General features: G+C 68.5%; 22 protein-coding genes. 10 read left to right on the top strand and 12 right to left on the bottom strand.

Annotated elements, in window-relative coordinates; translation table 11 throughout:
* Window positions 1–196 precede the first annotated feature (196 nt).
* The 6 genes from G3I17_RS23650 to G3I17_RS23625 all read left to right on the top strand — a co-directional run bounded on the left by G3I17_RS23650 (window position 197) and on the right by G3I17_RS23625 (window position 6,088).
* Window positions 197–1,411 carry a hypothetical protein gene (locus G3I17_RS23650; protein WP_203590646.1) on the top strand — a complete coding sequence of 405 codons (1,215 nt, stop codon included), beginning with the start codon at window positions 197–199 and terminating at the stop codon, window positions 1,409–1,411.
* Window positions 1,408–2,043, top strand: a complete 636-nt coding sequence (locus G3I17_RS23645) for a precorrin-8X methylmutase (RefSeq protein WP_164599760.1) — start codon at window positions 1,408–1,410, stop codon at window positions 2,041–2,043. The genes G3I17_RS23650 and G3I17_RS23645 overlap by 4 nt, the downstream gene beginning before the upstream one ends.
* Window positions 2,040–3,551, top strand: a complete 1,512-nt coding sequence (locus G3I17_RS23640) for a precorrin-2 C(20)-methyltransferase (protein WP_164599759.1) — start codon at window positions 2,040–2,042, stop codon at window positions 3,549–3,551. Before G3I17_RS23645 ends, G3I17_RS23640 begins: the two co-directional genes overlap by 4 nt.
* 78 nt (window positions 3,552–3,629) lie before the next feature.
* A complete protein-coding gene (locus tag G3I17_RS23635) occupies window positions 3,630–4,283 on the top strand; it encodes a hypothetical protein (protein ID WP_164599758.1) in 654 nt (217 codons plus the stop codon).
* A gap of 60 nt (window positions 4,284–4,343) precedes the next feature.
* The gene (locus tag G3I17_RS23630; RefSeq protein ID WP_164599757.1) at window positions 4,344–4,997 is read left to right on the top strand and encodes a hypothetical protein; all 654 of its coding nucleotides are present in this window, start codon (window positions 4,344–4,346) and stop codon (window positions 4,995–4,997) included.
* 44 nt (window positions 4,998–5,041) lie between these two features.
* Window positions 5,042–6,088: an NAD(P)-binding domain-containing protein gene (locus G3I17_RS23625; protein ID WP_343238389.1), complete on the top strand. Its 1,047-nt coding sequence runs from the start codon at window positions 5,042–5,044 to the stop codon at window positions 6,086–6,088.
* Here the strand turns inward: G3I17_RS23625 and G3I17_RS23620 are convergent.
* On the bottom strand, window positions 6,005–7,267 hold the full coding sequence (locus tag G3I17_RS23620; protein WP_164599755.1) for an MFS transporter: 1,263 nt from the start codon (window positions 7,265–7,267) through the stop codon (window positions 6,005–6,007). The two genes, G3I17_RS23625 and G3I17_RS23620, sit on opposite strands and share 84 nt — an antisense overlap.
* A gap of 54 nt (window positions 7,268–7,321) precedes the next feature.
* The gene (locus tag G3I17_RS23615) at window positions 7,322–8,365 is read right to left on the bottom strand and encodes a DUF5937 family protein (protein WP_203590645.1); all 1,044 of its coding nucleotides are present in this window, start codon (window positions 8,363–8,365) and stop codon (window positions 7,322–7,324) included.
* 158 nt (window positions 8,366–8,523) lie between these two features.
* Between G3I17_RS23615 and G3I17_RS23610 the strand changes: the two genes are divergently transcribed.
* Together G3I17_RS23610 and G3I17_RS23605 are read left to right on the top strand one after the other, a co-directional pair.
* A complete protein-coding gene (locus G3I17_RS23610; RefSeq protein WP_164599753.1) occupies window positions 8,524–10,623 on the top strand; it encodes an alpha-amylase family glycosyl hydrolase in 2,100 nt (699 codons plus the stop codon).
* A 57-nt stretch (window positions 10,624–10,680) separates the two neighbouring features.
* Entirely contained in the window at window positions 10,681–11,964 is a 1,284-nt protein-coding gene (locus G3I17_RS23605; RefSeq protein WP_203590644.1) for a glycoside hydrolase domain-containing protein, read from the top strand.
* Between the two features lie 22 nt (window positions 11,965–11,986).
* Here G3I17_RS23605 and G3I17_RS23600 read toward each other — a convergent pair whose 3' ends face one another.
* Window positions 11,987–12,358, bottom strand: coding sequence for a cupin domain-containing protein (locus G3I17_RS23600; protein ID WP_164599752.1), 372 nt, complete (start codon window positions 12,356–12,358; stop codon window positions 11,987–11,989).
* A gap of 63 nt (window positions 12,359–12,421) precedes the next feature.
* On the opposite strand from G3I17_RS23600, the gene G3I17_RS23595 reads away from it, so the two are divergent.
* Entirely contained in the window at window positions 12,422–12,886 is a 465-nt protein-coding gene (locus tag G3I17_RS23595) for a MarR family transcriptional regulator (protein ID WP_164599751.1), read from the top strand.
* Between the two features lie 1,149 nt (window positions 12,887–14,035).
* Here G3I17_RS23595 and G3I17_RS23590 read toward each other — a convergent pair.
* The 7 genes from G3I17_RS23590 to G3I17_RS23560 all read right to left on the bottom strand — a co-directional run bounded on the left by G3I17_RS23590 (window position 14,036) and on the right by G3I17_RS23560 (window position 21,610).
* The gene (locus G3I17_RS23590; protein WP_164599750.1) at window positions 14,036–15,298 is read right to left on the bottom strand and encodes a serine hydrolase domain-containing protein; all 1,263 of its coding nucleotides are present in this window, start codon (window positions 15,296–15,298) and stop codon (window positions 14,036–14,038) included.
* A 52-nt stretch (window positions 15,299–15,350) separates the two neighbouring features.
* Window positions 15,351–18,224, bottom strand: a complete 2,874-nt coding sequence (locus G3I17_RS23585) for a DEAD/DEAH box helicase (RefSeq protein WP_164599749.1) — start codon at window positions 18,222–18,224, stop codon at window positions 15,351–15,353.
* A gap of 137 nt (window positions 18,225–18,361) precedes the next feature.
* Window positions 18,362–19,249: a chitosanase gene (locus tag G3I17_RS23580; RefSeq protein ID WP_239062822.1), complete on the bottom strand. Its 888-nt coding sequence runs from the start codon at window positions 19,247–19,249 to the stop codon at window positions 18,362–18,364.
* A 121-nt stretch (window positions 19,250–19,370) separates the two neighbouring features.
* Entirely contained in the window at window positions 19,371–20,243 is an 873-nt protein-coding gene (locus tag G3I17_RS23575; RefSeq protein WP_164599748.1) for a YegS/Rv2252/BmrU family lipid kinase, read from the bottom strand.
* Window positions 20,243–20,998, bottom strand: coding sequence for a twin-arginine translocase subunit TatC (tatC, locus tag G3I17_RS23570; RefSeq protein ID WP_164599747.1), 756 nt, complete (start codon window positions 20,996–20,998; stop codon window positions 20,243–20,245). The genes G3I17_RS23575 and tatC overlap by 1 nt, the downstream gene beginning before the upstream one ends.
* 79 nt (window positions 20,999–21,077) lie before the next feature.
* On the bottom strand, window positions 21,078–21,368 hold the full coding sequence (locus G3I17_RS23565) for a twin-arginine translocase TatA/TatE family subunit (RefSeq protein WP_164599746.1): 291 nt from the start codon (window positions 21,366–21,368) through the stop codon (window positions 21,078–21,080).
* Between the two features lie 50 nt (window positions 21,369–21,418).
* Entirely contained in the window at window positions 21,419–21,610 is a 192-nt protein-coding gene (locus tag G3I17_RS23560; protein WP_164599745.1) for a hypothetical protein, read from the bottom strand.
* A gap of 114 nt (window positions 21,611–21,724) precedes the next feature.
* Here G3I17_RS23560 and G3I17_RS23555 point away from each other — a divergent pair, with 114 nt between their 5' ends.
* Window positions 21,725–22,921 (top strand): winged helix DNA-binding domain-containing protein, encoded by a 1,197-nt coding sequence (locus G3I17_RS23555; protein ID WP_164599744.1) that lies wholly within the window; start codon window positions 21,725–21,727, stop codon window positions 22,919–22,921.
* Here G3I17_RS23555 and G3I17_RS23550 read toward each other — a convergent pair.
* Both G3I17_RS23550 and G3I17_RS42210 read right to left on the bottom strand, forming a co-directional pair.
* Window positions 22,918–23,898 (bottom strand): WYL domain-containing protein, encoded by a 981-nt coding sequence (locus tag G3I17_RS23550; protein WP_164599743.1) that lies wholly within the window; start codon window positions 23,896–23,898, stop codon window positions 22,918–22,920. The genes G3I17_RS23555 and G3I17_RS23550 overlap by 4 nt on opposite strands.
* Before the next feature lie 73 nt (window positions 23,899–23,971).
* Complete coding sequence (locus G3I17_RS42210; RefSeq protein WP_164599742.1) at window positions 23,972–24,934, bottom strand: WYL domain-containing protein; 963 nt, start codon at window positions 24,932–24,934, stop codon at window positions 23,972–23,974.
* Window positions 24,935–24,951 lie beyond the last annotated feature (17 nt).

Raw genomic sequence — 24,951 nt, 5'->3', positions numbered from 1 at the left:
AGGCAGCCACTTTGTGCACGACGTGAGCGTTCTGGCGCCGCCTGGACGCTCACGTCGTGCACAAGGTGGTGCCCATCCCGCGCCAAGCGGTGAGCTTGAGGGGGATGGTGGTGCGGAACACAGGGCGGAGGCGGGAAGTAGCATCACGGCCGTGGAGGTTCGTGGTGGGCGGAGGCAGCCGGATCGGTGTCCGGGGGTGCTGGCTGTGCATGAGGCGGCCGACGGCGGGCTGGCGCGGGTGCGGCTGCCTGGCGGGGTGCTGAGCGCGGAGCAGCTTCGGGTGCTGGTTGCGGCGGCTGTCGACCTCGGGGACGGGCATCTGGAGCTGACGTCGCGCGCGAACGTACAGATCCGGGCGCTGCAGCCCGGTGCGCCGGTGGAGTTGTCTGACCGGCTGTACGCGGCGGGACTACTGCCATCGATCAGCCATGAGCGCGTCCGCAACATCCTCGCTTCACCTCTCTCCGGACTCGACCAACACGGCCGGTACGACGTACTGCCACTGGCGGCCGAGCTGGACCGGTTGCTGTGTGCACGTCCCGGGCTGGCCGAGCTGCCCGGACGCTTCCTGTTCGCCCTGGACGACGGGCGCGGCGACCTCGCCTCAGCGAAGGCGGATGTCGCCGTACAGATGGTCGACAACTCACAAGCCGAGCTACTCCTCGCCGGAGCCCCCACCGGAGTGCTGCTGGAGGCGGAGCGGGCCCCTGAGGTCATGGTTGCTGCAGCTGAGGCGTTCCTGGCGGAGCGGGCTGTGCAGGAGTCCGAGGCGTGGCGGCTCGGGGAGCTGCTGGAGGGTCCGCAGCATGTGCTGGCACGGCTGGGACTCGTACAGACACGCGAAGTGCTGGAACTGCGGGCGGCCAGCGGCCCGAGGGCGCGAGCGGGGCGCTATGAGGGGCCCGACGGGAAGGTGTCGCTGGTTGTGGCAGTCCCGCTCGGTGTGCTGACTGCTGAGCAGGCCGCAGCCCTACTCGAGCTTGCTGAGCATCCGCAGGCGGCGACTCTGGGCGAGCCCGCTGGGCGATCGCAGGTGGCGGCTCCGGGCGGGGCTGGCGGGCAACTGCGGGTTACGCCTTGGCGGTCGGTAGTGGTGCGGGTGGTGGATGCTGACGCGGCGGTCGAACGGCTGACCGGTGTGGGGCTGGTGTTGGAGGCAGGGTCGCCTTGGAATGGGGTTACTTCCTGTGCGGGGCGGCCTGGGTGTGGAAAGGCGTTGGCTGATGTGCGGGGGGATGCCCGGCGAGTGGTGCCGGGGTGGGGCGGTGGCGGCCGGGTGGTGCACTGGTCGGGGTGTGAGCGGCGGTGCGGGCGGCCTGGTGGGGAGTTTGTGGATGTGCTGGCGCTGGCGGGCGGCGGGTATGCGGTCGACGGGGTTGTGATGGAGGTTGACGAGGTGAGGGCGCGATGAGTGAGCAGTACGAGTACGTGACCGAGGGCGCGGAGATCTACCGCCGGTCGTTCGCGACGATTCGCGCCGAAGCCGCGCTGGACGGGTTACCGGGTGACGTGGCACAGGTTGCCGTGCGGATGATCCACGCCTGCGGGATGACCGATCTCGTCAAGGACCTTGCCTGGTCCGACTCAGTGGTGAAGGCAGCGCGGGCGGCGTTGCAGGGTGGAGCACCGATCTTCTGCGACGCGGCGATGGTCGCGGCCGGCATCACCCGCAAGCGGCTGCCGGCGGACAACGAGGTCGTCTGCACATTGAGCGACCCGTCGGTGCCCGAGCTGGCCAAGCGGCTCGAAACGACCAGGAGCGCGGCGGCGATCGACCTTTGGGGCGACCGGCTGGCCGGCTCAGTGGTTGCTATCGGCAACGCTCCGACCGCGTTGTTCCGGTTGCTCGAGCTGATCCGCGACGGTGCGCCGCGGCCGGCCGCGGTACTGGGGATTCCGGTCGGGTTCATCGGCGCCGCGGAGTCCAAGGAAGCTTTGGCCGCCAACGACCTGGGGCTGGAGTTCCTCGTCGTGCGCGGCCGCCGGGGCGGCAGCGCGATCACCGCTGCCGCCGTCAACGCGATCGCGAGCGAGGAAGAATGACCGGACGGCTCTGGGGTGTCGGGCTCGGCCCGGGCGACCCCGAACTCGTGACCGTGAAGGCGGCCCGGCTGATCGGCGAGGCGGACGTCATCGCGTACCACAGCGCCCGCCACGGCCGGAGCATCGCGCGCTCGGTGGCAGCACCGTACCTGCGCGAAGGCCAGGTCGAAGAGCTCCTGATGTACCCGCTGACCACGGAGACCACCGATCACCCCGGTGGCTACCAGGGTGCGATGGACGACTTCTACGCCGAGTGCGCCGCCCGGCTGGCCGCGCATCTCGATGCCGGGCGCAACGTCGTAGTACTGGCTGAGGGCGACCCACTGTTCTACGGCTCCTACATGCACATGCACAAGCGGCTCACTGACCGCTACGACTGCGAGGTCGTGCCAGGTGTGACCTCTGTGAACGCTGCAGCCGCAGTGCTCGGCCGGCCGCTGTGTGAGCGCGACGAGATCCTCACCATCCTCCCGGGCACGCTGCCGACCGACGTACTGGCCGAGCGGCTTCGTACGACCGATGCTGCGGCAGTGATGAAGCTCGGCAGGACTTTCGCCAACGTACGCGAGGCTTTCGAGCTCGCCGGCCGGGCAGACGAGGCCTGGTACGTCGAACGCGCGACCACCGACGCCCAGCGCACCGCTCCCCTGGCCGACGTTGACCCGGACTCTGTGCCGTACTTCTCGCTGGCCCTGCTCCCCAGCCCGATCAACAACCAGGCCCCGGAGCCCAAGGTGCTCAGTGAAAGCACTGAAGGCTCAGTCACCGTGGTTGGGCTAGGACCGGCCGGGCCGGAGTGGATGACGCCGGAGGTGCGATCCGCGATCGCCGAGGCCGACGACCTGATCGGCTACGGCCCGTACGTCGACCGGCTGCCCGACCGTGCCCGCCAGCGCAAGCACGGGTCGGACAACAAGGTGGAGTCCGAGCGAGCCGCCTTCGCCCTCGACCTGGCCCGCAAGGGCTCGCGGGTCGTCGTAGTGTCGTCGGGCGACCCCGGTGTGTTCGCCATGGCGAGCGCGGTCACCGAGGTCGCCTCCGAGCCCGAGTACGCCGACATCGCCGTCACCGTGCTGCCCGGGATGACCGCGGCGCAGGCGGTGGCGAGCCGCGTCGGTGCGCCGCTCGGCCACGACTACTGCGTGCTGTCGCTCTCCGACCGGCTCAAGCCATGGGATGTGATCGCTGCCCGCCTGACAGCGGCAGCTGCGGCCGACCTCGCCATCGCTATCTACAACCCGGCCTCGAAGTCGCGCACCTGGCAGGTCGGCGCTACCCGCGACCTCCTGCTCGGACACCGTGCACCAACGACCCCTGTGATCGTCGGACGCGATGTCGGCGGTGTGAACGAGTCCGTCACCGTCACGACGCTGGCGGACCTGGACCCCGAGCAGGTGGACATGCGCTGCCTCCTGCTGATCGGCTCCTCGCAGACCCTGACAGTCGACCGCCCAGCCGGTCCCCTGGTCTTCACTCCCCGTCGCTACCCGAACGCAGAGAAGGGTTAATTCCTCCGGGTGAAGGAGTAAAGCGGTATTCCCCGGGTAGAGGCTCGCAGCAGGGCAGATTCGTGAGGGGAAACGGCAGTGGAACAGAGCATCTTGAGTCAGCCTGAGGTCGAGACGACGACCCAGCGGTACGAACAGGCCCGCGCGGCCGCTCACCAGGCGATGACCAGCGTCAAACTGGTCCCCGACAAGCCCGTGGCCGAGACGGAGCCCGAGCGCCTGTCGTACCGGGGTTTCAAGTTCGGCGCCGCGTTCTTCGGCTGGCTGATCATGGGCTCGATGGTCGTCCTGCTGACCGCTCTCGTCACCGGCGCCGCCGCCGGTACGACGTACGTTCTGGACTACACCAGAGCCGACGCCGAACGGCAGGCCGGCACCGCGGCCATCACCGCGGCGGCCGTTCTGGTCCTGATGCTGAGCCTCGCCTTCTACACCGGCGGGTACGTCGCGGGCCGGCTCGCGCGCTTCGACGGCGTCCGGCAGGGGTTCGGCGTCTGGATGATCACCTTGCTGCTGATCATCTTCGCGTCGTCCATCGGTGCGTTCCTGAACAGCCAGTACGACCTGACCGGCCGGATCGAGCGCCCCGACGTACCGATCACGAACGACCACCTGCTGACCGGTGGGCTCATCACGGCCGCCGCGCTGCTGATGCTCCCGCTGCTCGCCGCGCTGCTCGGCGGCAAGACGGGCCAGCGCTATCACGACAAGATCGACCACCTTCTGGGTTGAGGCGAATACGCACGGGTACGGGGTACGGAGACGGGGCTGTCGAGGTAAGGAGACGGCGAGATGGTTCAGCAATATCGGGACGACCCTGACACCCAGCAGTTCACCGGCCCGGCCAAGCAGTTCACCGAGGACACGGCGGTCGAGCGGACGTCGGCGACCCACCGTGCCGACGTCAAGACCTCCACCGCGGCCGAGGTCGATCCGGCGTACCGGGGCTTCAAGTCCGGCGCCGCGTTCTTCGGCTGGCTGATCGCGATCGGTCTGACGGTGCTGTTGACCGGGGTGATCGGCGCGATCGCGGCCGCGGTCGACTACGCGATCACCATCGACCGGTCGATGGCCGAGGACAACGCCGGCACCATCGGTATCGTCTCCGCCGTCCTGCTCGTCGTGATGATGGCGATCGCCTACTACAACGGCGGGTACGTCGCCGGCCGGCTCGCGCGCTTCGACGGAGCGCGGCAGGGGTTCGGCGTCTGGGGTATCGGGCTGATCGTGACGCTCGTCGTCGCCGGAATCGGCGCGCTGGCGGGGTCGCAGTACGACGTACTGGACCGCGTGGACCTGCCGTCCATCCCGATCGCGGACGAGGACCTGACCACGGGCAGCCTGATCCTGGCGGCCATGGTGCTGGTGGTCAGCCTGCTGGCCGCGGTGATCGGTGGCAAGGCCGGCCAGCGCTACCACAAGCGGATCGACAACAGCTGGGAGTAAACCCGGGCTGCCCGGCTGTTGCACCTGGTGTGAAGAGAACCCAGGTGGCGGTGATCGGAGCCGGGCAGGCCGGGCTGTCGGCGGCATATCACCTGGTCAGGATGGGGTTCAGCCGGTACGACGGGGTGGTGGTGCTCGACCGCAACCCGGCACCGGGTGGCGCCTGGCAGCACCGCTGGGACTCGCTCTCCATGCATGACGTGCACGGCATCGCCAACCTGCCCGGCGTCGCGGTACCGGAGAGCGCCGGCGACGAGCGTGCCAACGCGTTCGTCCCGCAGTACTTCGCGGACTACGAAACGCGATTCGAGCTCCCGGTGGTACGGCCGGTGATCGTGGAGAGCGTGCGGCACGACGGTGAGCTGTTCGAGCTGACGACCGACCACGACACGTACCGGGCCGAGGCGATCGTCAACGCGACCGGCACCTGGAACCGTCCCTTCATCCCCTGGTATCCGGGGATCGAGACGTTCAAGGGGCGGCAGCTCCATACCGCCGACTACAACGGCGCCGGCGAGTTCGCCGGGAAGCATGTGCTCGTGGTGGGCGGCGGCGCGTCGGCCGTGCAGTTGCTCGCCGAGATCTCCGAGGTCGCGACGACGACGTGGGTGACGCGGAGGCCGCCGGAGTGGCGGACGCCGGGCGAGGAGTTCGGGCCGGAGATCGGGCGGCAGATCATCGCCAAGGTGGAGGAACGCGTCCGGGCCGGGTTGCCGCCCAAGAGTGTGGTCGCGGTGACGGGTCTGCAGTTGCGCGAGCAGGAGCAGGCGGCGTACCGCAAGGGTGTGTACACGCGACTGCCGATGTTCAGCCGGATCACGCCGGCGGGCGTCGAGTGGGCGGACGGCCGCACCGAGTCCGTCGATGCGATCCTCTGGGCGACCGGTTTCCGCGCCGACCTGGCGCACCTCGCGCGGTTGCACCTGCGCGAGCCCTCCGGCGGAATCCGGATGGACGGCACCCATACGGTCCTCGAGCCCCGCGTGCACCTGGTCGGCTACGGCCCGTCAGCCAGCACGATCGGCGGCAACCGGGCGGGCTTCGCAGCCGCCCGCCAGCTCCGCGACCTCTTGCAGCCCGTCCCGGTCTGAGCTGCGCCGGCCGACGACGACTGGGATGAAGGCTCCGGCCAGCAGGAAGATCGTGGCCGTCAGCAACCATCCTGGCCAGCCCCAGCTGACCGCGACCACCGTCAGGACGAACGGCGCGATCAGGTCGCCGAATTGATGACCCATCGCGTAGGCACCTTGGTACTGCCCCTGCGCGCCGGCAGGCGCCAGGCCGAAGCTGATCCCCCAGCCGCCGGCCGACTGCAACATCTCCCCCAGCACGTGGACCACCGCGGCCACCAGCAGAAGCACGATCGTCACCGCGCCCGAAGTCACGTCGGTCACGGCCAGAACGCCACAGGCCAGGGCGAGCAGAAGTCCCGCCCGGCGGCCGGCTCGGGCGGCACCGGCCAGGTGTTCGGTGCCGCGGGCAACTCTGACCTGCAGCAGGATCACCGCCACCGAGTTCGTCACCAGCAGGACCGAGATCAACCAGGTCGGAGCATCGGTCGCGGTCGCCACCCAGAGCGGGATGGCGATCTGGGCCATCGCGTTGTGCATGCTGAGCAGGCCGTCGAGCCCGACGAAGATCAGGAACGCCCGGTCCTTCAGCGCGGTGAATCCGGACGGGCCTGTTGCCGACGGCACCGGCGCCAGCCTGGGCATGCCCCAGCGCACGAGCCCGGCCGTGATCAGGTACGTCGCCGCGTTGGCGAGCAGCGCGACGATGTAGACCTCCCGCCGGTCGACGGCGAGCACGATCCCGGCCAGGCCCATCCCGACGCCCATCCCGATATTCGTCGTCACCCGCAGCATCGCCAGGGTGCGAACCCGCTGGTCGGACGGAACCAGGCCGGCGATCAGGGCGCCCTTCGCCCCGCGCTGGCCGGAGTCAGCGATCGCGGTCAGCGCCGCGACACCGACGTACAGGGGGAAGGAGCGCACCTGGGTCAGCGTCGCCATCATGACCGCCTGGAGCAGCAGGAAGGCGATGTACGCACGGTTGGGGCCGAGGCGGTCGGCGACGACGCCGAGCGGCGTACTCACGATCAGACCGGCCAGGCCGGCGATCGTCAGGCCGATCCCGACGTGCCCGACCGAAAGGCCGGCCATCCGGGTCAGGTACAGCGCGCCGACCGCGGCGTAGACGCCGTTGCCGAAGGTGTTGACCAGGGTCGCGGCGACCAGCCGGCGCACCTCGGGCGGGAGGGAGGAACTCATGGCCACCAGCCAACAGCCCGCCCAGCGGTGCCGCCCTTGGATTGACGGAAGTCGTCAGCGCATCACGAGGTCGAGCAAATCTGTGCCGATACTGCGCATCACCTGCTCGTCCAGCCGATAGGCGACGAACCTGCCCTGCCGCTCGGCCGTCACCAGTCCCGCCCTGGTCAGTGCCCGCAGGTGCCTGGTGACCTGGGTCGGGTTGAGATTCCAGAGGGTCGCGATCTCCCCCGCGGTCCGCGACTCGCTCGCGACGGCCCGGCAGACCTGCAGTCGGTCGGGGACCGCCAGCGCCTCCAGCCGATGCCGGATCGCCTGCGCTGTCGGTACTGCGGACTGCCCGCGACCTGCCGCGGGATAGATGATCGTCAGCGGCTCCCCCGGAACCTCGCCGAGGAACAGGTGCGGAGCGATGAAGTTGCTCGGCACCAGCAGCAGCGAGTGCTGGGCCAGGTCGATCCGCTTGTTCTGGATCTTCTGCACGACCAGGTTGTCGGGGTCTCTGGCCGCGACCGATCCGTCCAGGGAACACAGCATCACGCTCAGGCCGTCGCGCTTGGCCAGGTCCCGGTCCTGCCGGCCCCGCGCGGCCAACTGGTCCCGCGACGCCACCCAGATCTCACCGAACCAGCCTTGCCAGCACGCGTCGAGGAAGTCGAGGAACCGCTCGACAGGCTCGGCCGGCGACGTGAGCAGCGACTCGACCAGCTCGGCGATCGGCCTTCCCCGGCTCAGGGCCCAGCGGCGTACGGCGTCGAGGTCGGTGTTCTGCGTGGCCAGCGGCCGCCCACGCAGCGGCCTGATCAGCTCGGCCGCCAGGTCTTCCGGCGGGCGGGAGCGCAGTACGGCGAGCTCGTCGGTGAAGGACGGCAGCCCGGTCGCCGGGCTGGTCGCGAAGAACCGGGCCCGGACGGCGCGGACCGTCCAGGCCCAGGCGGCTAGCTCGTCCCGCAGTACTGCGGGCATCGCGGCGCGGACCTGCTCGGCCCACTCGGTACGGTCGTGGTGGCGTGGCTCGGCGAGGACGTGCAGGGCGCAACCGAGCTCGATCAGCGGCGAGGCGACGTGCCGGATCCGCTCCGGATCGAGCCGGCTCACCCCGGCCAGGATCGTCGGCAACCCGATCAGCCGCGAAGTTCGGGCTGGCCGGCGTGGTCCTTGCGGTCGACGATCGTAGGCTGCATTCCGCTCCTTCAGTGGTGTCCTGTGCTGGTCATCCTGCCGGAAGTGGTCCCGGCCCGGGATAACCTGCTCAGGTGAAGCGCTCTGTAGTGGTCTCGTTGCTCACCGCAAGCACACTCATCCTGGGTCTGGCCGGTACTGCGGCAGCCACCGAGCCTGGTGACGCCGCCCTGGCGCGCGACTCGCTGCGCTCGGACCTGACCGGCGTGCCGTTCTACCTGGCGATGATCGACCGCTACGCGAACGGCGACAAGCGCAACGACCGCGGTGGCCTGGACTCCGGGACCAGGCTGCAGAACGGGTTCGACCCGACGGACAAGCAGTTCTTCCACGGCGGCGACCTGACCGGGCTGTCGTCGAAGGTGGACTACCTGGCCGGGCTCGGCGTAAAGGCCCTGTGGGTCAACCCGCCGTTCCGCAACCGCTGGGTCGTCGACCTCGGTCCGGCCGGCGCGTTCGCGGCGTACCACGGCTACGCGATCACCGACTTCACCAGCTTCGACCCGCACTTCGGGACGGCGAAGGAGATGCGCGCGCTGGTCGACAAGGCGCACGCCCGCGGGATCAAGGTGTTCTTCGACATCACCGCGCAGTACACGGCGGACGTGATCACCTTCGCCGGCGAGCACCCGTACAAGTCGTTGCTTGAGGCCCCGTACAAGGATGCCGACGGCAAGCCTTTCGACCTCGCGGCGATGGCCGGGCGGGCGGACTTCCCGAAGCTCTCTGTCGACAAATCCTTTCCGTACAAGCCGGTCTTGGCCTCACCGGAGGCGGCCAAGCTGAAGAAGCCGGCCTGGCTGAACGACCCGACGCTCTACCACAACCGCGGCGACGCGACCGTCTACGAGGGCGAGCAGTTGCTGTACGGCGACTTCTTCGGCCTGGACGACCTGATGACCGAGCATCCGCGCGTGGTCGCCGGGATGGAGCAGGTCTACTCGTCGTGGATCGACCAGATGAACATCGACGGCTACCGGGTCGACACCACCAAGCACGTGAACGACGAGTTCTGGCAGGCGTTCGCGCCCGCCGTCCGGGCCCATGCCGTTGCTCGCGGCAAGAAGGACTTCTTCATCTTCGGCGAGGTCTACAGCGGTGACCCGGAGCTGACGTCGCACTACAGCACGGTGGCGAAGATGCAGTCGGTGCTGGACTTCCCGTACCAGGGCGCGGCCCGGGACTTCGTCTCCGGCAAGGGCTCGTCGCTGCTCGGCCAAGTGCTCGACTCCGACGACCTCTACACCGATGCCGACTCGAACGCCTACTCGCTGGCCACCTTCACGGGCAACCACGACATGGGCCGCGTCGCGATGATGCTGAAGCAGGACCACCCGGAGATCAGCGAACAGGAGCTGCTGGCCCGGGTGAAGCTCAGCAACGAGCTGCTGTTCCTGTGGCGCGGCAACCCGGTCGTCTACTACGGCGACGAGCAGGGCTTCATCGGTACCGGTGGGGACGCCGAGACGCGGCAGGACATGTTCCCGACGCAGGTCGCCGACCACGTCGGTCAGGACATGCTCGGCACCGACAAGACGCCGGCCGACGACAACTGCGACCCCACGCACCCGCTCTACCGCCAGCTGCGTTCGCTGGCCGACTTCACCGCGTCGGATCCGGTGTGGAAACGCGGCAACCAGGTACTGCGCCTCGCCTCCGGCGACGTGCTCGCCTACAGCCGGATCGACCGTACGACGGGTCGCGAGTTCCTCGTGGTCGCCAACGCATCCACGGCGGCGAAGACCGTCGACGTACCGGTAGGCGCTTCGGGTGCACAGTACGAGCGGATCCGTCCCGCCTTGCAGACGGCCGGTATCACGCAGGTGACGAGCACTGACGCCACCGTCAAGCTCACTCTGCCGCCGCTGAGCGCCATGGTCTACCGCAGCCGGACCGCCCTCCCCGCCGATGCCAGCGGCCCCAAGCCGACTCTGAGCCTGGGCAACACCACCACCCAGGACGGCCGCGCCGAGCTGGTCTCCACGGTGCCGGGGAGCTCCTTCGCCCAGGCGACCTTCGCCTTCCGTAAGCAGGGTGAGAAGAACTGGACAGTGCTCGGTACCGACGACGCCGCGCCGTACCGGGTCTACTCGAAGCTCCCCGCCGGCAAGCTCGAGCTGCGCGTAGTGGTGAAGGACCGCCAGAACCGCCTGGGCGCCGCGTCCTTGCACTAGCCCCTTGCAGAGCACGCCTTTGGAGGCGTGTACTGCAAGAGCTAGGGGGCTGGTGGGATGAAACGTTTGCTGTTGGTTGTGGCGTTGCTGTGGGTGGGGATGGCGGTGCCGGCGGCGGCTGAACCGGCTACGTCTGTGGGGTACTCGGCAGGGGCTACAGCGACCAGATTCACCGGGTTGGCGTTCGACACCTGTACTGCGCCGACGGTTGCCCAGATGACCGCGTGGAAGGCATCGCCGTACAAGGCGGTGGGGATCTACTTCGGCGGGGTAAACCGTGGGTGCGCGCAGCCGCAGCTGACTGCCAGCTGGGTGAGCACTGTGACGCGGATGGGATGGCGGCTCATCCCTATCTACATGGGGTATCAGGCGCCCTGCACCACTCGGCCGAACGCAGTCAAGATGACGGTGCCGTCTGCGGCAACGCAGGGGACGGCGCAGGCGGCTGATGCCGTTGCCAAGGCAGCAGCGCTCGGGATCCTGCCGGGTAGCGCGCTGTATGGCGACATGGAGCACTACGCCGTCTCCGATGCGACCTGCCGGGCGACAGTACTGCGGTACCTCTCAGCCTGGACAAAGGAACTCCACCGGCGCGGCTACATCTCCGCGGTGTACGCCCACCAGGACTCCGGGGCTCGCCACCTGGCCGAGGTCTACAACTCGACCGCCTACGCGCGCCCTGACGCAGTGTGGATCGCCCGCTGGGACCAGAGCTCCACCCTGACCGGCTGGCCGCTGATCTCGGACCGCTACTGGTCCGTGGGGCAGCGGGCCAAGCAGTACCGGGGCGACCATACGGAGACGTACGGCGGTGTCACTCTCAACATCGACAACGACCGCTTCGACGCCCCGGTCGCCTCTGTTTGGTACACCTACACGGTCCGGACGACCATCTACGCCTACAGCGGCCCGTCCACCGCCTACCCGAGACGGGCGACGATCGCCCAGAACTCCAGTGTCCGGATCGTGTGCCAGACCTACGGCCCGAAGATCGGCACCAGCACTGTGTGGAACAAGCTGATCGACGGCACCTACGTCATCGACTACTACGTCCGCACCCCCAACAAGACCGGCTACAGCCCACCGATCCCCGGCTGCAGCTACCCCTACCAGACAACAACGGACAACCTGGCGAGACGACGCGGTCCCGGTACGGGGTACGGCGCGCACCCAGGTCTCCTGCCGACTGGTTCGCTGGCCTGGGTCACCTGCCAACGAGCCGGCACGACAGTCGGTACTACGGCAGTCTGGGACCGCCTGAGCGATGGCAGCTGGGTCACCGACTACTACGTCGCCAACCCGAGCAACACCACCTACAGCGCTCCCATCCGCCGCTGCTGAAATCCCCTTCCTTCCCTTGGAACTACTGAGCCCACGGCGGCTGCACCGTGGTCCCGTCAGCCATGGTGCCGGTGAAGCCGGCTGTGATAGCGACATAGAGCTCAGCCTCGGTCTCACCGAGGTTGCGGACCTGAATCGGCTCCCTCGCCGGTACTACGGCCGCGTCGCCGGCACCGAGCTTCTCGCCATCCGGCGTGAGCTGCACAGTGCCGGACAGCACCATGAAGACCTCGTCGCGGTCCAGCGTGTGCGGCTCGTCGTTGCGAAGGCCTACGTCGAGCCGCAGCTTCCACGTGCACAGACTCTCGGAGCCACGGCTGGGCGCGGCCAGCCCGGTGAAGTGCACGCCCGGTAGGTCGAACTGCGGCGCCTCGGCCGCGCGGATGATCGACATCTGTCCCCCTGGACGGTTTAGACAAGCTGACTTGTTCAACTTGACTTGTCTATGATGGGAGACATGGCGACGAATGACAAGCCCGATCTCGGCATCCTGCTGCTGCTCGCTGACCAGGAGTTCGTCCGCGAACTACGGGCGGCGACAGCAGCACAGGGCTTCGACGACCAGGGCCGCTCCGACGGTTTCGTCCTGCGCACACTCGGTCGCGCACCGGCGACGATCAGCACCCTCGCGGTTCGGCTGGACATCAGCAAGCAAGGCGCAGCGCAGATCGTCGACGACATGGAGCGGCGGGGGTACGTCGAGCGCCAGCCCGACCCGACCGACGGCCGGGCCCGGTTGATCCACCTGTCGAAGCGCGGTCGCGCCGCCTTGGCTGCGGCTCGCCGATTCCACCAGACCTACGAACGCAGGCTGCGCAAGGCCCACGGCGACGAGGCGATCGACACCATGCGAGCTGTCTTCACCTCGATGGCAGGCGAAGACAGCATCACGGACCCGCACTTCCGGGCGCTGATGTTCTGACGGCGGGGAGGTCTGGCGGGGAGGTCTGGCGGGGAGGTCTGGCGGGGAGGTCTGGCGGGGAGGTCTGGCGGGGAGGTCTGGCGGGGAGCCTGACGGTGAGGCGTCGGGTGGTTGGGTGGTGCTGCGCCAAGGGACTCTGGATTGCGTCGCCGGGCTGCGAAATGGTCCTAGTCGCGGCGATGCGCGTCAAGAGCGCCTCCGGCGTCCCTTCGGGATCGAACAAGTTCGACTCTTGACACCCACCACCACGACCAGGCAAAGACGCAGCTATCCCGGAGCCGCTGGAAAGACTGACCACAATGGATGAGTCACCACCATCCCAAGGCCAGCCACCATCCGGGCACCATAGGCACCCAAGATTCCACCCGGCGAGGCACCATCCGAGTGACCCCTGACGCCCCCGCCCCGCCGCACCGCGCCCGGGCGGCGTGCGGGCGGGCCCGGCGACCCCGATTCCTCAGCCACTAGCGCGTTATCCGACCACTAGCGCCCTACAAGACGCTAGCGGTACAACAACCCGCCAGCCGACCCCCACCAACACGAACCCAGCCCCCAAAACCGCCCAAAACAGCACCATCACCGACAGACACACCTGTCGCGTTTGGCCGAGGGGACCAACCGGGACCGGCACGCACGCACAACTCGCCGCGAGCGCCCCGACACACCGAGGTAAGCGCTTGCCTACCGAGTTAGGTATGCACAGCAGCCCGTCGCCCCCAGCAACCCCGCGGCGGTGGAAACAAACTTGCACCTGGCGACCAAAAGTTACCCACTCAACCCCCACCCCCACCCCCGCCCGACCCCGCAACCCGGCCGACCTCACCGTCGTTTCCCCGCAACCCGGCCGGCCTGACCCAAGATGGCCCCTGGCTCACACCTCTCCGCGGGATCCACATAGCTGCGTCCTTCCCTGGTCGAGACGATGAGGGTCAAGAGTCGAACTCGTTCGATCCCGACGGGACGCGAAGCGCTCTTGACGCTCATCGTCTCGACTAGGACACTCCCGCAGCGGAGACCGCGAACCACAGTCCTCTTACGCCGAGCACCCCGAATCCACACCAGCCTCACGCCGAGCACCCCCGATATCCACCCCAACCCCCACCCCGAGCACCCCGCATCCACACCCACCTAGTGGGGACCGGTCGTGAGCTAGGCAGGGAAGTACTGCGGGAACAGGTCGTTCGTCGGCCAGGTTTTCACGGCGTTGGCGGCGGTCCAGATGGCCGTGTCGATGTCGCCGTACGACTTGCCGCTGACGTCGTCGCGGCGGTTGAACAGTGCGGCCCAGCTCATCCCGTTGTACGTCCGGACGAGCAGGGTGAAGGTGCCGGGCAGGCTGCCGGTGTGCCAGGTGTTGCGGCCGGTGCCGCCCTGGGTGGTGGGGCGCACCTGCCAGCCGAGGCCGTAGTACCAGCCGTCGGGGGAAACTCCGGTCTCGGGCTTTGCCCAGACGCTGGCCAGCGAGGTGCTGTTCAGAACCGTGGACGGCGCGTCGAACGTCTTCGCCCAGCGGACCAGGTCCGGCGCGCTCGCGATCCAGCCGCCGTTCGCGTCGTGGATGCGCATGCTGAACGTCCCGTACGGCGCGGCGACGACCTTGCCCGTGGTGTCGAGGACCGTCTTCGCCGTGTACTGCGAGTCGTACGGCACCTCGCCCGCGTGCTTGGCGATCGAGTAGCCCTGCGCCATCCGGGTGATCTTCAACGGAGTCAGCAACTTCTGCTGCACGTACGTCGCGTAGGGCAACCCGCTGACCTTCTCGATCACGCGGCCGGCCAGCAGGAAGCCGTAGTTGGAGTAGGCGACCTTGGTGCCCGGCGCGTTGTCGAGCGGCCGTCCGGCCATGAACTTGATGACGTCGGCGTGCTGCAGCTCCATCGGGACGCCGAGCGCCTTCGCGATGGTCGCGTCCATGCCGGTCGGGTCACCCGACACGTCGCGGTCCCAGCCGCCGAGGTGCTGCAGGAGGCGCTTGATCGTGACCGTCTTCAGCCGCGGGTCGACCGTCTGCCCGGCCGGCGGCGTGAAGGTGAGGATCGACGTCACCGGCGTGCTCAGGCTCAGCTTGCCGTCCTGCACCAGCTTGAGGATGGCGGCCGAAGTGAACGACTTCGTCAGCGAGGCGACCCGGAACAACGAGGTCGGCTGGACGGCCACCGTGGACTCGGTGCTGTAGCCGCGGGCCAGCACCAGGCGGCCTTTATAGGTAACCGCCAGCTGGCCCGCCGTGACACCCCGGGCCTGCATGAAGGACTTCATCTGGTTGTCGAAACCGGCCAGCGCCGGTACTGCGGTACCGGTCGCCTTCCAGGTCGCGGCGGCGTCGGCGGACCTGATCACCGCCGTCCCGAGAGCCGCGGCTCCTCCGGTCGCGACGACGAGCTTGCCCAGATTGCGGCGTGACAGTTCCACTGACGTGAACTCCTTCAAATACAGGCGGTTGACCGTCAGAACCCTATCGACTTCAGGGTTCGTCGACGACCGAAGCGTAGGAGATCACACCGCGACGGATCTGGTCGGTGACCTGGCGGGCCGTCTTCCGCAGCGGTGTCGGACCCGCTGCGTCGGCGACCTGTTCGGTCAGGTCGATCAGCTGCTTGACCCAGCGGACGAAGTCTCCGGCGGCCAGGTCGGACTCGTACAGCACCTCGGCGAGCGCGGCGCCCGACGCCCACCGGAACGCGGCCCAGCAGAAGCCGAGATCCATCGAGCGCAGGAAGTCGACGCGCATGTCCCGCTCGAGCGCCGACAGGTCCCGCCAGATGGTGCCCATCCGGTCCAGCGCGTTGCGCACCTCACCGCCCGGCAACCGGGGCGACGTCGGCTCGTCCTTGGACCGCGACTCGTAGATCAGCGCCGCCAGACAGGCCGCCAGCTCCGGTACGTCGAGGTCGTCGAACACCCCCACTCGCAGGCACTCCGCCGCGACCAGGTCGAGCTCGGTGTAGATCCGCGAGAGCCGGTCGCCGGCCTCGGTGGTCTTGTCGCCGTCCAGGTAGTGCAGCGCGTCGAGCACCTGGCAGACCCGGTCGAACTGGCGGGCGATCGTGTTCGTCCGCTGCTCGATCTTGCGCTGGGTGTCGCGGTTCTCCCGGTCGAGCCGGAAGTACCGCTCGGCCCAGCGGGCGTGGTCCTCCCGATCCGCGCAGCCGTGGCAGGGGTGCGCGCGCAACTCAGCCCGCATCTGCTGCAGCTCCGGGTCGTCCGCGTGCGTGACGACGTCGCCGCTACGACTGCGCGACGACGGCGGTCCCTCTTCGCCGAGCATGTCGGTGCGGCCACGCAGCACGTGCGCGAGCTCGCGGCGCTGCTGCGGGTTGCGCGCGTTGAACTTCTTCGGCACCCGGAGCGTGCTGATCGCCGCGACCGGGGTCGGGAAGTCGATCATCGACAGCTTGCGCACCTGCCGGTCGAGCGTCAGCACGGTCGGCCGCGGCCCCTCGCGCTCGGACCTGACGCCGGCGTCGAGGACCAGCGCCCAGCCCGCGCTGCGGCCGGCCGGGATCCGGATGATGTCGCCGATCCGCAGCTTCTCCAGCGACTCCTGCGCCTCGACCCGACGGTCCAGCTTGCGCGCCTTCGAGCCCGACGACTCGCGATCACCGATCCGGCGGCGCAGCGCGGCGTACTCGAGGAAGTCGCCGAGGTGGCAGTTGATGGACTCCTTGTACCCCTCCAGCGCCTCGGTGTTGCGCTGGACCTGGCGCGCGAGCCCGACCACGGCCTGGTCGGACTGGAACTGCGCGAACGACAGCTCCAGCATGTCCCGCGCCCGCGACCGCCCGACCTGGCGGACCAGGTTGACGGCCATGTTGTACGACGGCGCGAACGACGAGCGGAGCGGATACGTCCGGGTGGAGGCCAGGCCGGCGACCGCGCGCGGGTCGAATCCGGGCTGCCAGAGGACGACAGCGTGCCCCTCGACGTCGATCCCCCGGCGGCCGGCGCGACCGGTCAGCTGGGTGTACTCCCCCGGCGTGATGTCGACGTGGGCCTCACCGTTCCACTTGCCCAGCTTCTCCAGCACGACCGTGCGAGCCGGCATGTTGATGCCCAGGGCAAGCGTCTCGGTGGCGAAGACGACCTTGATCAGGCCGCGCGCGAACAGCTCCTCGACGACCTCCTTGAAGGCCGCGAGCATCCCCGCGTGGTGCGCCGCGATGCCACGGCTGAGCGCCTCGGCGAAGTCGTGATACCCGAGCACGCCGAGGTCCTCGTCCGGGAGATCGACGGTGCGCTCGGCAAGTACCCGCTTGATCTCGTCCCGCTCGCTCGGCTTGGTCAGCCGCAACCCCGAACGCAGGCACTGCAGCATCGCGTCTTCACAGCCCTTGCGGGAGAAGATGAAGTAGATCGCCGGCAGCAGCGCACCGGCGTCCAGCTCCTCGACCACGTCCGACCGGTACGGCGTGAAGTGCGACCGGGTCGGCCGGCCCTTGGGCAGATCCCGCCGGCGGCGCGGATTGCGCGAGTCGTCGCGGAAGACCCGGCTGTCGTCGCGGGCGATCTTGACCAGCTGCGGGTTGACCATGTCCCTGAGGTCCGGCGCCGCGCCTGCCGCGGCGGCCTTGGCCGGGTTGCCCGCCCTTTTGGACGAGCTCTGTGGCTTGGTCGTGCTCGGTGGCCCGTACTGCGCTGCGCCGCCGGTACGCGCGGTCGGCGCCTCGCCGGCGAACAGATCGTGCAGCCGCTTGCCGACCATGACGTGCTGGAACAGCGGCACCGGCCGCTTCTCCTCCAGCACGACCACGGTGTTGCCGCGAACCGTCTCCAGCCAGTCGCCGAACTCCTCCGCGTTGCTCACCGTCGCCGACAGCGAGACCACCGAGACCGACTCCGGCAGATGGATGATCACTTCCTCCCAGACCGCGCCGCGGGCCCGGTCGGCGAGGTAGTGCACCTCGTCCATCACGACGTACGACAGGCCGAGCAGCGTCTGCGACCTGGCGTACAGCATGTTCCGCAGCACCTCGGTCGTCATCACGACGATCGGCGCCTCGGAGTTGATCGAGTTGTCACCGGTCAGCAGGCCGACGTTCTCGTGGCCGTAGCGGCGCGCGAGGTCGCTGTACTTCTGGTTGCTCAGCGCCTTGATCGGGGTGGTGTAGAAGCACTTCTGCCCACGCTGCAGCGCCAGGTGCACGGCGAACTCGCCGACCAGCGTCTTACCCGACCCGGTCGGCGCGGCGACCAGGACCTGATGGCCGTCCTCGAGCGCGGCACACGCCCGCAGCTGGAACTCGTCCAGCCGGAAGTCGTAGAGCGAGCGGAACTCCCGCACCGCAGGATGCTCCTGGTCCGAGCGGAAAACGGCATACTTCTCGGACGGAGTACTCATGCCCCCAATCTATGCGACGCCACCCCCAGAACCAGCGCTACCCGACCGACCCGGCCCAAAACACAGCCTCCGCACCCCGGGGACACTCGGGGGGCGGAGGCTGTCAGCAGTTGGTCAGGGTCAGCTGACGTGCAGCGTCAGCTGATGTGGAAGGAGTCGCCGTAGACCTTCCAGTCCAGCGGGGTGTTGAGGTTGAGGTTGCCGTTGCGGAGGAAGACGCGCTGGGCGGTGTCGACCCGGCTGGTATCGCTGTGCGCCTCCTCCTGCTTCATCGCCCAGACGCGGGCGTCGAGGAAGGCGTTCAGCCAGGTGGTCTCGTTACCGCCCTGGGCCGGCGGCTTGGCCTTGGTCAGGGCGCGCTTGCGGATGTTGCTGAAGCTGGTCGAGTCGCCGCCGTCGCCGTGCATGACGATCGCGTCGTAGTACATGAACTGGCCGAGCACGCCGACGCCGTCGGACTTGCCCTGCGAGACCGACGGGTTGAAGTACACCCGGTCGCGCTCGCTGTCCTGGGCGGCCTTGAAGACGGAGTCGTTCGCGGCGGTCTTCCAGTCCTTGGTGTAGTTCGGGTCGAGACCCGCGTGCGAGTCGCTCCCGTCCACGTCGTGCAGGGCCGGCAGGTACTTCTGCAGCACGTTGCCGGGCTTGCGGGTCTTGTAGAGCTCGACCAGGTCGACCATGTCGCCGGTGCCCGAGCAGAACCCGATGATGCCGGCCGTGTAGCCGCGGCCGTCGTCGATGTCCTCGATGTACTTGTACTGCGCCTTCCAGTCCAGCGAGGAGTTCTCCGCGCTGGAGACGATCTTCATCGCGATTTCCTTCTTGGCCGGGTCGTCGAGCCCGGTCGCCGCCGGCGCCAGCACCTTGTTCTGGTACTGGGTGGCGGTGGCGTGGTTCTCCAGCAGCGGCGAGGCGTACGCGGTCGCCGGGGCGGCAGCGACGGCGAGGCCCAACAGGATGCCGGTGAGTTTCCGGCCGGTGCCCATACGGTTGCTCTGCGGGGCGTTCAGGGGGCGGTTGAGCATCGATCTCCTCCGAGGGGCGTCGAGGGTTATCTGTTAGGAAGCTTTCCTATCAGACAAACCTGGTGACGAACAGAGATCGTGGAGATTCATTCAGTGATGGTGCGAACTTAACCGGTTCGAACTAGGCGAAGACGGTCAAGGCTCCCGGCGCGATGCCGATGTCGACCGGGAGCGGGCCGAGGATCTCGCCGTCGGCGTACGCCGTGACGCCGGCCGACTCGAGCCGGACCGAGCGGCCGCGCAGGGTGTGCACCGCCGGGTGGCCGAGATGGGTGCCCTTGGACAGCTTCGGGAACATCTGCAGCAACGTCAGCCGGGAGACCGGCTTGATGATCGTGACGTCGAGCAGCCCGTCGTCGATCCCGGCGCCGGCGCAGATCTGCAGTCCCCCGCCGTACGTCGGCCCGGTGCCGACCGCGACCAGCATCGCGTCGGTCTCGAGCACCTCACCGTCGACGGTGACGACGTACGAGATCGGGCTGAAGGTGCGCAGTTCGGCGAAGGTCGCGAGGGTGTAGCGCGCATTGCCCTTCGGCCACGTCATCGCGTTGGCGCGCTTGTTGACCAACGAGTCGAAGCCGCCGGCCACGACGGTGGTGATGTACTCGTCCTTCGCCGTCGCGAGGTCGATCGCCCGGGTCTGGCCGCGAACGATCAGCGCGGCGGCAGCCTTCGGATCCTTCAGCGGTACGCCGATGCCGCGGGCGAAGTCGTTGCCGGTGCCCGCCGGGATCACGCCGAACGGCATCCCCGACTTGGCCAGCACCTGCGCTCCGAGGTGGATCGTGCCGTCACCACCGACGAGCGCGACCCCGTCGGCACCCGATGCGATCACCTCGGCGGAGATCCGGCCGACGTCCTCGGCGCAGGTGGTCGTGTACTCGTCGACGGTCAACCCGCCGGCTTCCAGCTCAGCCCGGACCGCGGGTGCGACCCGCGCACCCAGGCCGCGACCGCTGGTGGGGTTGACCACCAGCGCGATCTTGCGCCCCATCAGTCGGCCAGCAGTTCATCGACCTGACGCTTCTTGCGTCGGTCGTTGAGTCGCGCGATCACCTCGGCGATGAAGAACAGCAGGCACATCGGGATCGCCAGCAGGCACATTGTGAACGGGTCACCCGAGGGGGTGGCCACCGCGGCAAAGACAAAAATGACCAGGATGATGTAGGGCCGGAACTTGCCCAGTGCCGAGGCCGGTACCACACCGACCATGTTCAGCAGCACGACGACGAGTGGGATCAGGAAGGCGACCCCGAAGACGAGCATCGTGCGGATCACGAAATCGAGATACTGCGGCAGAGTGATCAGGTTCTGGATGTCCAGCGGCGTGAAACCGATCAGGATCTCCAAGCCCTTGGGCAGGGTCCAGTAGGCCACCCACATGCCACCGACGAACAGCGGCGTCGCGATCGCGGAGAAGAGCATCGCCCATCTACGCTCGTTGCGATGCAGACCCGGCGCGATGAATGCCCACAGCTGGTAGAGCCAGACCGGCGACGCCACGATCAGCCCGAACAACGCGGAGATCTTGATCTTGAACGTCAGCGCGTCACCGACGCCCGTAAAGGTCAGGATCGGCTTCAGGTTCGACTCCGCAGCGAGCGCCGCGACGCTGTCTTCGAACGGTGCCTTCAGGAAAGCGAGGGCATCGTTGTAGAAGATCCAGCCGCCGACCGTCCCCAGCAGGATCGCGAGCACACACTTGAGCAACCGGTTACGGAGCTCGACGATGTGCTCGCGCAGGGTCATCCGACCCTCTTCGTCCTTCGGGCGGCGGGATTCTTTCCGTCGTCCGAGCCTCACCATCGTCACAGGTGGTGAGCGTGACTCAGTTGGCCGTGTGGGTCGGCGGCAAGCCGTCGCCCGGGGCCTGGCCGTTCGGTTGCTGGCTCGGCGCCTGCACCTGCGGGTTGACCTGCTGCGTCGGAGCCTGGGTGCCCTCGGTCAGCTCACCGTCCTTCTTGCGCGACGACGGACCGACCTCCTCTTCCCAGATCTTCTTCGACTTGCCGAGCTGCTTGACCAGGGCCGGCAGCTTGGCCGACCCGAAGAGCAGCACCACGATCGCGAGAATGACGAGCCACTCCGCGCCCTGAGGCATTCCGATGAACGGAACCATGACGAACTCCCTACCGACTTCTGATCGTGGCTCAACCGTGAGCGCCGATACTACGCCCGAGCGCGCACGCCCTCGTCGGCCCGGGCTGACCCGGCCTGCGACTGCGCGTCCTCGAGCTTGGACTGGGCGGCGACCAACTCACGTGTCAGTGCCTTGGTCTGGCCCCACAACCTCCGGGCGAGCAGCGCGAGGACCAGAAGCCACACCGCCACCACACCCAGGAAGAGCAGGAACCAATACATGCCTCTGAGCCTATCCGGTTCACGGTCATGTCCTGACCCGCAGCCCGTCGCTGTGGACAACGGTGTCGGAACGTAATGGTAAGAAAAGGGGACGTACAGACTCAGGGGGACGTAATGGAGCGGTTATCGGTCGGGGAACGGCGGGCGCGGCTCGGGCGGCGGCATCGGTTGGCGGGGTCGGCGCAGGCGGCGGATCCGGTCGAGGCGGCGCGGGCGATGGTGGTGTTGCATGCGACCGACCCGGCGACCGTGCATCTGTCGATCGCGGCGCGGGTGCCCGGGAGTGAGGTCGCGGGGACCGAGCGGGCCCTGTACGACGAGCGGACGCTGATCCGGATGCTCGGGATGCGGCGAACGGTGTTCGTCGTACCGACCTCGTTCGCGCCGGTGGTACAGGCGGCGTGTACCGACGACATCGCGGTCAAGCAGCGCAACCTGCTCGTCAAGCACCTCGAAGAGGCGGGGATCGCGGCTGATACCGAGCAGTGCGGGACGTGGTTGCGGGCGGTCGAGGAGTCGACGGCCACCGCCCTCACCCTGCGCGGTTCGGCGACAGCGCAGGAGTTGTCGGCCGACGAGCCTCGCCTGCGCAGCCGGCTCGCGATGACACCCGGCAAGGCGTACTCAACCCAGCCGTATGTGACGAGCCGGGTCCTCTTCCAGCTCTCGGCCGAGGGGCGGATCGTCCGGGGCCGCCCGCTCGGCACCTGGTTGAGCGGGCAGCACCAGTGGTCGCCGGTCGAGAACTGGCTGCCCGACGGGTTCGGCGACAAGCCGTCGGCCGACGAGGCCCGCGCGACACTGGCCCGCGCCTGGCTAGGTACGTTCGGACCGGGTACCTCCGCAGACCTGCAGTGGTGGAGTGGCTGGACGCTCGGCCAGACGAGGAAGGCCCTACTGGCAGTCGAGGCCGTCGAGGTCGACCTGGACGGAGCCGTCGGCTACGTACTGCCTGGGGACGAGGAGTCGGAGGTCGAGCCCGAGCCGTGGGTGGCCTTCCTGCCCGCGCTCGACCCGACGCCGATGGGCTGGAAGGACCGCGACTGGTACTTGGGCGAGCACAAGGCCCGGATGTTCGACACCACCGGCAACATCGGCCCGTCGATCTGGGCCGACGGACGAATCGTCGGCGGCTGGGGGCAACCGGAGTCCGGAGACGTCCGCTACCAACTGCTCGACGACGTCGGCACCGAGACCGCGACAGCGATCGAGGCAGAGGCAGACCGCTGGACCAAGTGGCTGGCCGGCGTCCGAATCACTCCCCGCGGCCGCCGCGCCTCCCCCTTGGAGACCGAACTCTCCAAGCGCTAGGGCAGCTGGTCGTCGTAGGCCGAGAGTGCTTCGCGGGCGGTCTCGGCGATCTGCTTGCCCAGGTCTTGGGGATCGAGGACAGTGGCGGTGCCGCCGAGGCGGAGGATCAGGCGTTGCAGCCAGGCGGTGTCGGCCACGCGGAGCTTGACCACCAAGGAGTTGCCGGGGGCTTCCTCGACCGACTCCATCGGGTAGTACTCCGCCACCCAGCGCGCCGGCGGCTCCAGTTTGACGGTGGCCAGCAGGTCTTGTTCCGACGGCTGGAACATGCCGTTGGAGAGGTCTCGCGGCGTCGCCTCGGGCGGCGGCTCACTGGGCAGGTCGAGGAGTTTCGCGGCGGCGATCCGGTCCAGCCGGAAGAGCCGGACGTCCTCCGCCAGCCGGCACCACGCCTCCAGATAACTGCGCCCCTCGGAGACCACCAACCGCATCGGGTCGACGTCCCGCTCGGTCGTCTCGTCGCGAGACGGTACGTCGTACGTGAGGTGCATCCGCCGTTTCCCGGCCAGCCCGCGGTTGACCAGGTCGGCGATCTCCGGCGCGGCCGGCTCGACGTGGACGTGGGCGGCGGAACCCTCGATCGCAGCGGCCCCCTCCCCCGCGGCCTTCTCCAGCTTCGCGATCGCCCGGTCGACGGCGTCCCGGTCCTGGCCCGCCGTCACCTCGCGCAAGGTCCGCAGCGCGGTCAGCAGGGCGAGCGCCTCGTCGGCCGCCAGCCGCAGCGGGCGGGCCAGGTAGTCGGCGTTGTTGAGGTGGATCACCCCGTCGCCTTCGGCCGCGTCGATGTCGATCTCGATCAGATCGCCCATCTGCGCACCGGGCAGCCCGCAGAACCACAGCACCTTCAGGTCCGCGATGATCTGCTTCGGCCGCACCCCGAACTCGGCGGCGACGTCGTCAACGCGCGCGCCATCGTTCTCACGTAAGTAGGGCACAAGTGCGAGTAGCCGCTGCACCTGGTCACGGGCACTACTCATTTTGTGGCTCCGCTTCGCTCCGCCACACCTGAGCCGGACTCGCTGTACTTGTTGGTTTGCTCGCTGCGCTCCCTCACTGTGGCACCCCCGCGATGGTCCGCAGGCGCCGCAGAACGCCGTCGAGTACGTCGCCCGGGCCTACGACCACGGCGTCCGGGCCGAGGGACGCGATCTCCTCGGCGAGCACCTCGGCGTCGGCGTACGGGACGTGCAGCAGGTCCCAGCCCTCTTCGTACGGCTCGATTGCGTTCGCCCGGCGGCGCAGGCTCACGCCCGAACCCGTCCGGGCCCGGACCTTCGCCTCGGAGGTCGGCCGCGCCGGCGCGAGCTCGCTGACCAGTGACCTGAGGTCGGTGCCCTCGGGCACGGTGAACGCGTTCGGCTGGCCGACCGTACGGACGTTGCCGCCGATCCGGGACAGCCGGAACATCCTGGTCGCCTCGCGATCGCGGTCCCGGCCCACGACGTACCAGCGGCCGTGCCACGAGACGATGCCCCACGGCTCGAGGGTGCGGGTGGTCGACTCGGAACTGCCGCTGCGGGTGTGCTCGAACCGGACCACGGTACGGCTCACGACGGCCGACCACATCGGGTCGAAGGCAGGCTCGGAGGCGCCGACGTGCGGCTCGATCGCGCTCAGTGCGGACTGGTCGGTCTGGATCCCGGCGGCCTTCAGCTTGAGCACGGCCGACGTGGTCGCCTCGGCCAGGCTGGCGTGCTGCCAGACCCGCGCGGCGACGCCCAGGACGGCGGCCTCGTCGGGCTCCAGGTGGACCTCCGGCAGCTCGAACACGTCACGCCGGATCCGGTAGCCGACGTCGTCGGAGAAGAACTTGTCGATGGTGCCCATCTCGATCGGGATGCCGAGGTCGCGCAACTCGTCCTTGTCGCGCTCGAACATCTTCTCGAAGGCGTCGTCGGTCTGCCCGGCGTAGCCCTCGACCACCTCGCGGATCCGCTCCTTGGTCACGTACGTGCGCGCGACCAGCAGGCAGATCACCAAATTGAGCAGCCGCTCACTCTTCCGCGCCGACACCCGACCACCTTACGGGG

The sequence above is a fragment of the Streptomyces sp. SID13031 genome (assembly GCF_010548305.1).
In the GTDB taxonomy this organism is placed as follows: Bacteria; Actinomycetota; Actinomycetes; order Propionibacteriales; family Kribbellaceae; genus Kribbella.
This window is presented reverse-complemented; position numbering and strand designations above follow the sequence as displayed.